The sequence below is a fragment of the Anaerosporobacter mobilis DSM 15930 genome, from assembly GCF_900142955.1.
Classification (GTDB): domain Bacteria; phylum Bacillota; class Clostridia; order Lachnospirales; family Lachnospiraceae; genus Anaerosporobacter; species Anaerosporobacter mobilis.
The window spans coordinates 24,498-38,787 of sequence record NZ_FRCP01000021.1 but is presented as its reverse complement, the minus strand read 5'-3'; the positions used below and the strand labels follow the sequence as shown (position 1 = coordinate 38,787).

Annotated in this window: 9 protein-coding genes and 1 pseudogene; 1 reads left to right on the top strand and 9 read right to left on the bottom strand. The window is 36.5% G+C overall.

Annotated elements, in window-relative coordinates; genetic code table 11:
- Positions 1–5: 5 nt before the first annotated feature.
- The 7 genes from BUB90_RS18880 to BUB90_RS18850 form a co-directional block, all read right to left on the bottom strand.
- Positions 6–1,688 carry a polysaccharide deacetylase family protein gene (locus BUB90_RS18880; RefSeq protein ID WP_073290325.1) on the bottom strand — a complete coding sequence of 561 codons (1,683 nt, stop codon included), beginning with the start codon at positions 1,686–1,688 and terminating at the stop codon, positions 6–8.
- Between the two features lie 5 nt (positions 1,689–1,693).
- Positions 1,694–3,490, bottom strand: coding sequence for a glycosyltransferase family 2 protein (locus BUB90_RS18875; protein ID WP_073290323.1), 1,797 nt, complete (start codon positions 3,488–3,490; stop codon positions 1,694–1,696).
- On the bottom strand, positions 3,487–6,843 hold the full coding sequence (locus BUB90_RS18870) for a polysaccharide deacetylase family protein (RefSeq protein WP_084139376.1): 3,357 nt from the start codon (positions 6,841–6,843) through the stop codon (positions 3,487–3,489). Before BUB90_RS18870 ends, BUB90_RS18875 begins: the two co-directional genes overlap by 4 nt.
- 9 nt (positions 6,844–6,852) lie before the next feature.
- Entirely contained in the window at positions 6,853–8,172 is a 1,320-nt protein-coding gene (locus BUB90_RS18865; RefSeq protein ID WP_073290317.1) for a nucleotide sugar dehydrogenase, read from the bottom strand.
- 304 nt (positions 8,173–8,476) lie between these two features.
- Entirely contained in the window at positions 8,477–9,322 is an 846-nt protein-coding gene (locus tag BUB90_RS18860) for a hypothetical protein (RefSeq protein ID WP_073290315.1), read from the bottom strand.
- A 145-nt stretch (positions 9,323–9,467) separates the two neighbouring features.
- Positions 9,468–9,659, bottom strand: a complete 192-nt coding sequence (locus BUB90_RS18855; RefSeq protein WP_073290313.1) for a helix-turn-helix domain-containing protein — start codon at positions 9,657–9,659, stop codon at positions 9,468–9,470.
- 47 nt (positions 9,660–9,706) lie between these two features.
- Positions 9,707–11,068, bottom strand: a complete 1,362-nt coding sequence (locus tag BUB90_RS18850; protein WP_073290311.1) for an MATE family efflux transporter — start codon at positions 11,066–11,068, stop codon at positions 9,707–9,709.
- A 232-nt stretch (positions 11,069–11,300) separates the two neighbouring features.
- On the opposite strand from BUB90_RS18850, the pseudogene BUB90_RS18845 reads away from it, so the two are divergent.
- Positions 11,301–12,770: pseudogene (locus tag BUB90_RS18845) on the top strand (SPFH domain-containing protein); the annotation flags it as partial.
- 435 nt (positions 12,771–13,205) lie between these two features.
- On the opposite strand, the gene BUB90_RS24470 reads toward BUB90_RS18845, so the two are convergent.
- Positions 13,206–13,325 carry a pentapeptide repeat-containing protein gene (locus BUB90_RS24470; RefSeq protein ID WP_408605963.1) on the bottom strand — a complete coding sequence of 40 codons (120 nt, stop codon included), beginning with the start codon at positions 13,323–13,325 and terminating at the stop codon, positions 13,206–13,208.
- Between the two features lie 86 nt (positions 13,326–13,411).
- Positions 13,412–14,254, bottom strand: coding sequence for a formate/nitrite transporter family protein (locus tag BUB90_RS18840; protein WP_073290309.1), 843 nt, complete (start codon positions 14,252–14,254; stop codon positions 13,412–13,414).
- Between the last annotated feature and the right edge of the window lie 36 nt (positions 14,255–14,290).

The following is a 14,290-nucleotide window of genomic DNA, read 5'->3' as shown; positions in this document are numbered from 1 at the left end:
TCCATTTATAGATTCTCTACAAACCAGTTTACAATATTACTCCACGTTTTCTCTATCCTATTCTGTACTTTTTCTAAGCCATGAAGTTGATTATCGTATAAGATCTTTTTCGAATCACTAGAGGAGACAACGAGTTGTTCAAAGACACCATCATAAACATCGTCATACAGATTTCTTTGACTATATGCCTCCTCATTACACATGGATTCCAATAACAATGAACCTGTTTTTACTTGATGTAAGGTTTCAGCAGGACTAAAGTCTTTCCCATTAACTACGACGGTAATGGAATTGCCGTTAAGTTGAATCATAAGTTGCCGTTTTGCTGTACTGAATAGTTGGATATTAGAAGTATCGATATCCTCTAAACATTCTAGGTCTACGCTCTTCACAATAGACTCCATTCCCTCTACACATTCAATAATTCTTAATTCGTTATTGATACTCTGTACCTTAACATAATTCTGTAAGGCTTCATCTGCTCGAAGATATATTCCCTGTCCTCCTAAAACATTCCCACCAATGGTTACATTTAATTGCACATCTTGATAACTTTCACTATTTTTTAATCGAATTAATCCAGCATCACTAGGAAGTGATGTGATGATTATCGATTCCTCCGCAAATTGTGTAGCACCCTTTATTGTTTCAAATTGTTTACTCTCTTTCTTATCTCCTATTTCAAAGTTAACATCTTGTTTGGTATCATCCCATATTCGCATTAATAGATGATTTGGTGACCAATATGCCTGTGGTTGCATTCTTGTCAAATCAAAGAGATTGCATTCCAAATTATTGATACTGAAGCCTTCACGATTAAAATTCATAGCAAACATCTCTTTAATCTTCTCTTCATTAACATCACTTACCCTTTGGTTGTTTCCATACCTTTCTGTATTCGCATGCATCAACACGTGTAATTTAGGTACATAATTAATTCCTTCTTCATAACTTTTCTCTAGTAACTGATAGTCTGTTATAATACGATTCTTCATCTGCTGATAGGTCTCTTTTGGAACCCCATACTCATCTCGTATATAATCCATTAGATACTGATTGTATTTTCGATTCAATTCTTTTCTAACCTTTATGAAATCATAGGAAGATAACTCCCCAAGATACGTATCCTCTTTATCAAATACGTTAATATACGATAACCGATATCCATTGGTTCCTATTTCCCAGTAAGTCTCCTTTTCTAATTGTTTAAGGTCTTTTGGGGTCAGGAATTTGGGGTCTTTTATAGCTAACTTATCACCATATGTAAGCATTGTAGCTTTCAAATTGTATTTCTCCATCACTTTGCCTGCGAAAATTGCAGTTCCTGCATATCCATCTTCAAACATGAGGAACAGTGACTTTTCAGGGAGTTTTTTGCCCTTAAGATAGTAATCTAATATATCTTGTTGAGTTATCGTTACATAACCATTTTCTTTGAGGGCTTTAATATGCTCTTCAAATCGTTTCGTTGTTATCGTTACATCGTCACCAATTCTACTAACTCCAAAGTAAGATAAAGCCACAAACCCAGAATCTTTTGTTTGCATATTGGTATCCTCATATGGAGTATATACATTCGTAGATAAAAATGCACGTAGCAACAGAAAAACTAGTAGAAGTACTATAATTCCTTGAAAAGTTCCACGAACTATTTTCCTAATATCTTTCTTTTTAATTTTTTTTTTCACACCATTTACTTCCTACTTTCTCTTTTTTCTTGCACCATGATATCATTTGGTGTCATACGTGTTCCCCACGTTGACTTCCAAAAAGTTACCCATGCTATTGGCATCTGCCATAATAATACCCCTTCATAAAACAAACAAAATACCAATCCAAAGATCCAAGTGGTACTTTTTCGTAATAAAAGCTGTACCACACTCATCATCATAGCCATCATAAGCATACCAATTAAAAATGTGGTAGGAAAGATTCCAAACCTTAGAGGTGCGATAATTAAATTATAGACTACTACGATTGGTGCTACGACTGGAACGAGTAACCCCATATAAAAACTAACCGCAGCAAAGGGTTCCTTTTTCCACATGAATTTTGAAGCCATTAAAGACTCCCTAAGCCAAGAACGCTTCCATCTCATCTGTTGCTTAAGAAAGACCTTATATTTATTCGGTACAACGGTAGAACATACCGCAGTATCTTGATATCCCGTTCGATACCCCCTAAGTATGAAATTCGTCATAGCGCGGTCATCACCAAAGGTAGCTTTTTGCCCCAAAAAACTTTGACGTAACCAAGCATCAATATTGCTCTTTACAAGTTCTTTACGGTAACATGCAAGTGGACCCGATAGACAAGTTACTGCATCAAAATACCCTTCTGCTGCTTTCATAATTCGAAATGCGATATAATAACGAACAGACTGCATCTTAGTCAGTACATTCGTGTACGTATTGGCTACATCGGTACGACCAGCAACCCCTCCCATCTTGGGATCTTTGAATGGTTGCACTAGATTTCGAATTGCGTCAGGGTCTAGAAAACTATCGGAATCAACGAATACTACAAGATCATGTTTTGCTTCTAAAGTCCCTCTTGCAAGGGCCTCTCTTTTTCCTGCATTTTGTTTCTGTAATAGATATCGTAATCGATTTGGAATTGCATATTCTTCTCCCTCGAGGTAAAGACGTTCCGTGATTTCCTTAATCTTCTCCACCGAACGGTCATTCGAGTGATCATCCACAACAATTACTTCTAATTTATCCATCGGATAATTCTGATTCATGCAACTAAGTATCGTTTGCTGAATCCATACCTCTTCATTAAAACACGGAATAATAATGGTTACGGAAGGTGTATATTCAGAATCTACTTTCACAGGACGATAAAAGGAACCAAACAAATATCTCGTTAATAAGAATACAGCGGTAATAATACTATACAGATACAACCACTTATTAAACTTGAAATATAGGATACTTTCCGCTCTCATTAACATAATAAACAGCGTGATAAATGTTAGAAGGATACACGACGATGCTAAGGCATAATTTCCTCTTTTTTCTTTTGCCTTCTGTTTTAAATCTTTTTTAAACTTCATAGCGATGAGCATCTCATCTTCTTGTTCCACCTTACGGACAAAGTCTGCCTTTATCCGCATGTTCATCTCATAACCTTCTGGCATTGTTCCTGGTTTAACATGGAAGCGCAATTTCGCGCTCCCAGAATCCTCTAATATCTTAATATCTTCCTTATGTTCCACTTGGATTAGAATGCCACTGGTTGAAATATCAACTGCATTTCCACTAATTTTTTTCTTATCAAATCCTTGCAGATGACAAGTAATCGTAACCGGATACTGTACTAAGTACCTCGTGCTACTAATAGGATCCAAGCGTTCTACACTACTACCTCTTCTCTCTTGCCCCGATCGCATCTTCTTAGCATCAGGGACATTAGGTAATAACCTTCTGTCCTTTTTATGTTCCAGTAGGATATCTTGCACTTTATTCTTTCTTCTTATCTTAATCATCTTTGCTCCTTACTAGAAATCAACTCTCCATTGCCTAAATAGTCGCTTATTCGTGCAAAATGATACCCCTGCGATAAGTAATATGGAATTACTATATCAAGCGCCTCTGCTGTATATTTTGCATTATCTGACATATGCATAACTATAATACTTCCATTTTGAATCAAACTTTTCTTATCTTTACTCTCTACAATTCCATTCTTCATTGTTTCGACTACTTCAGAAACACTCTTCGCTTCATAATCATGGGTAGAAAAATCACCTGATATAACTAGGGAAGCACCTGCATCAAATATCGCCTCAAGGCCCTTCTTACTAACCGCAAGCGTTGGTGGACGCATAAAAGTTTGTAATGATGGTCTATTATCAATTTGAAGGTCACCAATTATACTTTGTAAGATATCGTAGGATTTAATGAAATCATCCTGTAGTTCCTCTGCCTGTTTGTCATCAAGATTACTATAAACTCCTGGCTGATCCGTAGAATTTGCTAATACCATATGAGAATTCGTATGACTTGCAATATCATGTCCATTTAGGGCAATTGCACGTAATAGGTTTGGATTCTCTAAAACATAATTGGTACGGATAAAGAAAGTGGCTTTCACATTATATTTGTTCAGTACATACAATAATTTCGTAATGGCAGCATCGCTACCCCAATCATCAAAACTTAAAAATAGTACCTTGTCGGAAGTAAACCTTCCCGTTTTATCAATCTTCTCAATCTCTTCCTCTGTAAATCCTGGTAACGCTGCAATCGTTTTAATTGAATTATTTCCTACATAACGTTTGGCTATATACTCAAATATGTTTTCAGAAGCCAATCTACCTTTACCTATCTTGCCTTTTGTTGCATCTAATATAGTGGATTTTGTAAGTGGATACTGATAAACTCCTTTACCAGATACAATCTCACTCAAGGTTTCAAATTGATATCCATTCTTCTTGATTCCCTCATCAAGGTAACCAATGGTGTCCACTTTTTCTTCTTTTATCATCTCTAAAACCTTCGCAATTACCGTGGGATTTTCATAATAATCCATTCGAAAATGAGCTATATATCCTCTTGTTGCTACCAAATGACCTTGATGAGAGATGACTTCCAGAATTTCATCTTCCGAAGCATCTTTCTCTACCTTTGAAATTGCAACAGAAACACTCTGCCCAATTACTTGACAATTGGTAGCTGAGATTGCCTCCAACACTTCTTTCTCATAATCAACGTCATACGCATATCTTACTAGATTCGCATTCTGTTGATAGGTCTCATCAATAAAATCTTTTATTTTCAGAATTGTGGTTGCCACTTCTGTGTATGTCCTTCCATTAGAATCAAGTAGAAGAATCTGTAATTCGTGCCCTTCCTTCACTATCTTATCAATGGTTTTTTTAGAATTTTGGATATCTTTCATAGAAACAAAAAAAGTCGCATGTATATTTAATCCCTTTAATTTTGCTAACACTTTATCTACAACATCTCCACGGCTAACGCCAGAGAAACTGTATCCAACTACTAAATCCGTGGTATGAACCAAACGATTGACTTTAGATACTTGACCTTTATTCAGTTTTCTCAGCTTATTCGCTTCTTTTACTATTGCTTCTTCTTCCTTTTGCTTTTTCTCCTTCTCTTTTTCCTTCTCTTTTTCCTTCTCTTTTTCTACCTTTTCTTTCTCCCTTTCCTCTTTTTCTTTTTTCTTATCTACAACCGTTATCGTGGAATCTTTCACAGGTTTTTTGGTTTGATTTTTACTTGTAGCGATAGTCGTCGTTACTGTTTGTTCTTCCGTCTGTAATACAATATTTTGTAACAAGATACTTACGGTATCCACTGCACGATTGCCTTCCTCTACTTTCTTAGCCAAAGTACTAAGAATCTCTTTGAACTGCATACTAACACCGAACGGAATATAGATAATATCCCCTGACTTAAGTGGTGAATTAAAATACTCATCTACTTGCTCTACACTCACTTCTTTGCTAGCAATCGGATATTTGTTATAAGTAACTATGGTGTATTTTAGTAGCCCCGCAACCTGTTCGGTTGTTTTATTGTATTTACCATAGCCAGGCATAAAGATTTTTACCGTATCACCTAGCTGCTCCTTTAATAACTCATCACACTTCATAATCTCAAAGTATGCTTCCTGAGGATTCATCGTAGTTACGTCCTTACCAGTCATGCCCCCATTGCCTATTTCATGTCCACTAGCAACTATTTCTGTAATTCTCTCTGGATACTGAATTACCTCATCCCCTGTTACAAAGAAAGTTGCTCGGTAATCTTGTTCCTTTAAAAACGTTAGTGCAGTTTTTAACTCGCCTTCATCGCTAATTCCTCGGAATACAAAACCTACTTTCCCTGGCTTATTCGGTATGGATTGATATGCTTTTGCTGGCACTCCTACCTTTTGTAATACATTACTATAGTCTTTTTCCAAAGATGCATCATAATAAGCAGACAAGTCTTTGCATAATACATTCTCTATTCTTTCTTCTTGTATTGCCCGCAATATCCATTCCGTAATCTTAACAAGCTTCTCTTCTTTCGTACCTTCTAGTACTTCTGATTCTTCTATTCCTGCTTGCATATCCTTAGCTGGATCTTCTTCGGTAACGGAAGGTTGATACTCTATCCCTTCTAATTCTCCCTCTAGTTTTACAGTAAGTATTGCACCTCTTGGAAGCTTATGTATGTAACCCTTTACTTGTTCGTAGGAAGTGAAACTCCCGTAATTAACCACATAGTTACTCTTTACTACTTGCTCATTCCCACTAGCATATGCTGCTTGCAGTACCTGATCTGTATACTCCGTGGCAGAACAGTACAGGAGTATAGATTCCTTTTGATCTATATAGGTATTAATAATTCCATTGGTACGGACAAAGGAATTCACCAATTCCTTTGACGGAAGTTTCTCCATATAGGCATCTCCATTTAAGCCATTGCTACCCATATCGTGTCCTTCCTTATCTAGCCTCTGTAATAAATCAGAATCTTCCGCAGCCACAATTCCAGAGATAAAGAAAGTTGCCTTACTATCATAGGATGACAATAAGTCAACGATTTCATTATTGGTCTTACTATCAGAAAGCCCAACAAAATTCAAAGACATTACATAATCTAGTGTCTTCACGTCAGTTAAAATACTTGCACGATCACAATTGTTTTCCAGTTCACTTAATGCTAACTCATAAGCTTTTTCAACATCATATTTTACATACTGTTGTACCTTACTAATCGTCGGTGTATCTTTCTTATTCTTACTGTACAGTACTAAAACTACACTTAATGCTACCAGTAGAATTACTCCTGCTACTACAAACCATCTTCTTTTTCTCTTCATCATATCTTTCCCCTATAAACTCCAATAAGAATATCCTCTTGATTCCATTATGCTTTTGTTCATAATGCTCTTTACATCAATCAATACATTCTTCTCTTCGTTATCTTTCTTGAACAAGCACTCATATTCATTCACTCCCATGTCTCTAAAGCACTCATGTGCAACTGCAACAATAACGCAGTCAACCTCTCTTACTGTATCTAATGAAACAAGTTCCACACCATACTCATTCCTTAATTCCTCAACATTCGCTACAGGATCTACTACAAGGATATGAGCACCAAATTCCTGAAGCCTTGTAATAATATCCATCACCCTAGTATTTCGAACATCTGGACAATTTTCTTTGAAGGTAATACCTAAGATACAAACCTTAGAATCTTTAATACGTTTATTTGCCTGAATCATATGTTTAATCGTAATATCTGCAATAAAAGTCCCCATATCATTATTAATCTTACGTCCTGCAGATATAATCGGTGAATGGTAATTCTTTTTAGATGCTTCGTATATGAAGTAATAGGGATCTACACCGATACAATGTCCTCCCACTAGCCCAGGTGCAAAACCTAGGGCATTCCATTTTGTATTCATCGCCTCAACTACTTCATTCGTACAGATTCCCATACGCTCAAAAACAACTGCTAACTCGTTCATGAATGCTATGTTGATATCACGTTGTGCATTCTCTACGAGCTTCGCCGCCTCTGCAACTTTAATAGAAGGTGCCCTGTGTACTCCTACCTTGACCACTAATTCATAAACCTTTGCGATTTCTTCTAAGACCTCATCATTCATTCCTGATACTATCTTTATTATATTATGTACTCTATGTATTGGATCCCCTGGATTAATTCTTTCTGGCGAATACCCAATCCCAAAATCTTTGCCACAAGTAAGCCCTGATATTTGTTCCAAAATCGGTACACAGATATCTTCTGTAACTCCAGGGTATACGGTCGATTCAAAAACTATGATACTTTCTGGCTGTAAATGGCGTCCAATCACTTCACAAGCACCTTGCACCGGTGCTAATTCCGGTGTCTTATCAGCCTTAATAGGTGTTGGTACTGCAACAATAAAAAATCTAGCTTCGTTAAGTCGCTCTTCGTCATTGGTAAAATCAACACTAGTAGACTGAATCTTCTCATCTCCTATCTCTCTAGTTTCATCAATCCCTTGTTGATACCTCTTTATTTTTCTTTGATTTAAATCAAACCCTATAACCTCTAATGATTCAGCAAAGGCTACTGCTAAAGGCATACCTACATATCCTAACCCTACTATTGCTAGTTTGTCTTTCTTGTTGATTAAATTCTCATAGATCATCATGTTGTTCCTCTCTATACAATAAATATCCCCATTCCATTTGTAATCTGAACTTTATTAGAAGTACATTATATGCACTTCCTATCGTTTTGAATCAAATGTTTGTATCCTTTGTATATGACAGGGCGGTCCTCAATATATTATCAAACCCTCATAAGTCATATGGCATTTTACCCATCATTAAGTATTCTATTCATACCCTTATTGTTTTATAACTTTTTTTTACATTTTGCTTTATAAACGTTATAATTCTACGCAAAAAAAAGATGTACCAGTAACGTGTACATCTTTTAATAACTTTGTTATATTATTTTTTCACTCCATAAACTATATTTGTATAGAACGAATATGATTTTTTATTAAAGGTAAGAGTTAAGCAATGTTTTTTAGAATTATAACTTAGTTTAAAACTCTGAAAATGTCTTCCTTCCTTCATCGTACGCCAATTCTTTGGCAACTTAGAAGCATCGGATAACTCTGTAATTGTCTTAACTACATTCGTTTTCTTATTGTAACTCAAACCACAAAAACTTGTTATAAAAGTTTCTTTGTCCTTGTATACACGATATAACAAAATTGAACCGCCCTCTAGTTTAAGCTTATACGTTGCAGACACATTGATTCCGTTATTGGAATACCATGTTCTATAAGAATCCTGACTCCAATTACCAGAAAACATTTTCTTAAAATCAAATCTCTTACCAACCTTTGAAAATACAATTGATTTATCATTGTACGTAATACGCACTTGATTTTCGTTATAGAAGTGATATCTAAGCTCATCCGTTAACTGTAGCTCTGGCCAAGGTGAGTCAAAATCTACGGAATCACATTCTACTGAAACTGTATCTTCATCGACTACCGTCATCATTCCTGAAATCCCTGGATTTCCTGCTTCTTGATCATATATTGAAAAACTTCCATCTGCTTTTACTCGCATGACCAAATATGCGGTATACTCCGACTTACCAAGCGCATAACCGGAAGCTTCCCAACTTCCTTCAAAATTCCCAATCGTTACTTTGGAAGTATTCGTTGCTGCCTGTGCTACTTTCAAGGTACTTACTTGTGATGGAAGAAGTAATGTTACCAGCAACAACATACATAGCAATCTTTTTATTAGCAGATTTTTTTCCTTATTTAAATTATACATACAGTCACCCTCTCTGTCATGATTTTCGATTATTTACACCAAGTATAATTTAATTACTTCGGTTCATATGTTATATCTCCAGTATGGCAAAATTGAGGCAATGAAGTTTAGACATATATCTTTTATGCAAAAAACTATATCTCTTCTATCCAAAGAAAAATGCTTGTGGATCAACAATATGAAAGATCTCCATTAACTTAGTCATCTCCGGATATGTCCAGTCCATATTCCCTGTAACTTTTTTCGTTAACGTCTGCTTACTTATCCCCAAAGCCTCTGCTAGTTCTCCAAATGATATCTTATATTCTTCTAATAATTTCGTTATCTTTTCCTGCAAATCATACACTCCTATCTAAAGCACTATCCACCTAGTTTGACGTCCTCCTAATTTATTGAGTAAGCCCTTCTTTCATACTTACGTAAGAAGAAAACAAACCAAGTTACTAATAGAATACCTTTCATAATGCTAGTAATACTAATACTCCACCATATACCACTTAGTCCAAGTACTGTCGTAGACAATAACATTGCCAATGGTATTCTGGCTACTGAACCTGTAATACTGATAATAGATGGTGGTATTGTTCTACCCATTCCTCCAAAAGCACCTTGTGTTGCAATCTCCATACACATTAATAGCTGCGATATTCCAAGAATCTGAAGATAATTGATTCCCATAGGTAGTACTTCTTTTTCTTGTATGAATATTCTAAAGATTGGCCCTGGTAAGAATACTAATAATACCGTACATAAGATTCCCCATGCAATAACCACAAACATTGAAACTTTATAGCCTTTTTTCACACGAGAATGATTTCCTGCTCCGTAGTTTTGTGCTACGAAAGAATTAACCGCTGCTGAAAATCCCTCCGCCGTCATCCAACTAATGGATTCTATCTGACTTCCTACTTTTTGTACCGCAACCGCCTGATCTCCAAATCCAGCAACTAATCTTGAGATAATCATGGATATTCCCGTGAACATCATACTTTGTATAGAAACTGGTAATCCAATCTTAGTGATTTGTCTCATATCCTTTGTATTCGGTTTACAAAGAATTTTAATTTGATTAAATAGTACTTGATCCTTTTTACAAGCTACGATAAACAAAGCCATTACCACTGCCTGCGCCATAACCGTTGCAATTGCCGCACCAGCGACACCTAATGCTGGAATTGGACCAACACCAAAGATTAAAACTGGATCAAACACAATATTGATTACTAACCCCACAGCGGTGGCACGGAATGCAATACTACTATTGCCCATCGCTGTAAATATTCCCGTTAATACTTGGTTAATAAAGGTAAACACAATACCTATACTGACAATTTGAAGATACACAATTCCATCGGCTATTACATCGGCTCCATTCAGACCTAGAAAGCGAATGAAGGGATTGGCCATTATCAGAATGATTAGTGATATAACAATTCCATAGATAAGTGCTAGTTGTATTGCACTGGTGGCATATTCCCCTGCCTCCTTTTTATTACCTGCTCCTAGAGCTTGGCCAACTTTGATTTGGCCTCCCATCTTTGATAAAGTAGACACGCCATTAGCTAGCCACATGTACATACCTGCTGCACCTATTGCCGCAACTGCACCGCTACCAAGTCTCCCAATCCAGATCATATCGATCATATTATATGCCATCTGCACCATCGATGTAGCCATAATCGGAACCGCAAGTTTTGTTAACCCTTTAAAAATCGGTCCATCTAATAAATTAACGTTTTTTTCCATTTGTTTCTTCCTTTGTTTCTTAGCATTTTCCTAACCTAGAATATCATATAGTCATATCTCGTGTAAATCAAGTTCTTTTTGGTTATTTCTAACTTCGCACATAAAAAACATCACTTAGAGTAGGTAATTGCTACCTTTTTAATTCTATCCCAAGAAATAGTAGAATATATTAGATTGATTCAGACGTGCTATATCATATTGGATTCTGTTTTTTTATGAAGGGAGCGTATTTATGAGTACTTATGTCCTTGTTCTATTAGTTGTGGGTGGGGTTTTCCTCTTATATCTGCTGATTTTTCAGATTCTAGGATTACGCATCATCAAGTCAAACGAAGTTGCTGTAGTGGAGAAATGGTGGAGCATACATGGTTCACTAAAAGATTCTATCATTGCTTTGCATGGGGAAGCAGGTTATTCACCTGATCTTCTTCGTGGTGGTATCCATTTTCGTTCTACATTAATGTATCGCATTCATCGTTATCCATTGATAACCATCCCCCAAGGACAGATTGCTTATATCTTTTCCAAGGATGGTGTTCCACTAACACCAAATCAAACACTTGGTAAAATTGTACCAGAGGCTAACAATTTTCAAGATGTGAGAGGTTTCTTACAACATGGTGGCCAGAGAGGTCCGCAGCGTGGAATTCTACGAGAAGGAACTTATGCAATAAACTTAGCACAGTTTGTAGTAATTACCCAGAAAGAAATTAAAGCAATCTATACTGGTAATAAACAAGAAAGACTAGAACTAGAAAGTATGCAAGGGACTTTGACACTACGAGATGCCTTTGTTCCTGTAGTTATTATGGGAAAAGGAAATGATATCAGCGATCTAATGGGAATTGTGACCGTTCACGACAGTTCTCCTCTACAACAAGGAGAAATCATAGCTCCAGAAGTAGGGGAAGGCCATGCAAGCTACCAAGATCCCGAGCAATTTATTACCCTTGGTGGTCGCCGGGGAAAACAGATCGAGGTGCTAACAGATGGTACCTACTATATCAATCGTCTGTTCGCTACTGTAGAATTTCGTCCAAAGACCGTAGTCCCAATTGGTTATGTAGGAGTCGTTGTCTCATTCTTTGGAATACAAGGCGTTGATACCACCGGTTCCGATTATCGTCACGGCGAACTGGTTGAAAACGGATGCAAAGGTGTATTACAAAAACCGCTCATGCCAGGTAAATACGCCTTCAATACCGATGCTGGTAAAGTAATTCTAGTTCCTACTACGAATATCATCTTAAAATGGAATCGTGGTGAAGTTGGTGAACATAAGTATGACCAAAACCTATCCGAAGTTGATATTATAACCAAAGATGCATTTGAGCCATCTCTTCCACTTTCGGTTGTTATGCACATTGATTACAAACAGGCTCCTTGGGTTATTCAACGTTTCGGTGACATTAGTATGCTTGTAAATCAATCCCTTGACCCGTTAGTAAGTGCTTATTTTAAAGATGTTGCTCAAACTAAAACCTTAATTGAACTGATTCAGGAGCGAAGTTCCATTAGGGAGCGCGCTGTTATTGAGATGAAGAATAAATTCGAAAAATATAACCTCCAACTAGAAGAAGTTTTAATCGGAACTCCAAAATCCTCCAAGGGTGATATACAGATTGAGAATATCCTTACCCAGTTAAGAGAACGACAAATTGCAGAAGAAAAGAAAATTACATATCAAAAGCAACAGTCTGCGGCAGAAAGTGAAAAATCTCTTCGTGAAGCACAAGCAGTTGCTGAACAACAAAGTTTCTTAACTAAATCTAAGATTCAAATTGAAATCGAAGGCAATAGTGGTGCTGCTCTTGCCAGCAAAGCAGAGCAAGAAGCCAATCAAATTATTGCACTCGCCAAAGCCAATGCTTCCAAGGTTCGATTAGAGGGAGAAGCCGATGCCTCCAAAGAGACGAATGTTGGTATTGCCAAAGCACAAGCAATTGATGCTCAAGTAAAAGCCTACGGTGGTGCACAGTACCGAATCATACAAGAAATTACTGAAAAATTAGCTGATGCCATTAAGAATACTTCTGTGGATATAGTTCCAAAAACAATGGTATCACTTGGTGGAAACTCTGAGAATAACAACTCCACTTCACCAATGATTCTAGACACACTCCTTCGGTTAATTACCCTAGATAAACTTGGAATCTCCATACCAGAAGGCAATGCCACAATTTCTGAGTCTAGCGTTCCTGAGTCTAATATTCCTGAGACTAGCGTTCCTGAGATTAACGTTCCTAACACCTATCACTAAAATCAAAAGGGCCAAATTACTTCAATCGTAATTTGGCTCTTTGATTCATATAATAAACTTTTATCTTACTTTATCCTGTAATCTTATTTTAATTTTTTTGATCTATGACATAAGAACATAATTCCACCAATTATAACTCCACCACCTATGATATTACCAATCGTAACTGGAATCAAATTGTTAAGGAATGCATTAGATACCGTTAGTGAATTAATTTGTTCCTCTGTTATATGATACACTTCTTTTGCTATTTCCACATATTCATTATTTCTTGCAGCAAACAAACCAGCTGGTAAATAATACGCATTGGCAATACAGTGTTCAAAACCAGAAATTACGAATACAAAAATAGGGAAGAATACTCCAAATATTTTACCCGCTACGTCTTTTGCACTAGCGGCAGTTAGTATTGCTGCACATACAACGATATTACAAAGAATTCCTGATAGGAATCCTTGGAAGGGATCTACGTTAGCTTTTGCAACTGCATTTTTAATTGTATAGGCACCTAAAGCCCCATGATTAAAATCAAATTGTCCTGAGAAATAACACATAGCTGCAACAAATAATGCTCCAATTAGGTTTGTTAACCAAATGATCACAAGATTTTTTGCAATTTTAGCCCAAGATATCTTCTTATCCCAGCCAGCTATAAACAATAAGCAATTACCTGTGAATAATTGTCCACCAATTAATACAATTAACATTAAACCAACAGGGAATACCACACCTGCTACTGTCTTTGCAACACCTGGATCGGCTATATTATGAATAGCTAATAAACTTCCTTGCGCACCAATGGCAATAAATAAACCAGCAATCAGACCATATAGTGCCATTTTAACTACTGAATAGTTTGCTTTGTGCGTATAATCATTGATGGTATTCTCAATGATTTCGCTTTGCGTAAAATAATTTTTTTCCATACTTAACCTCTTTTTGATCATTTTGATTTGCTATGT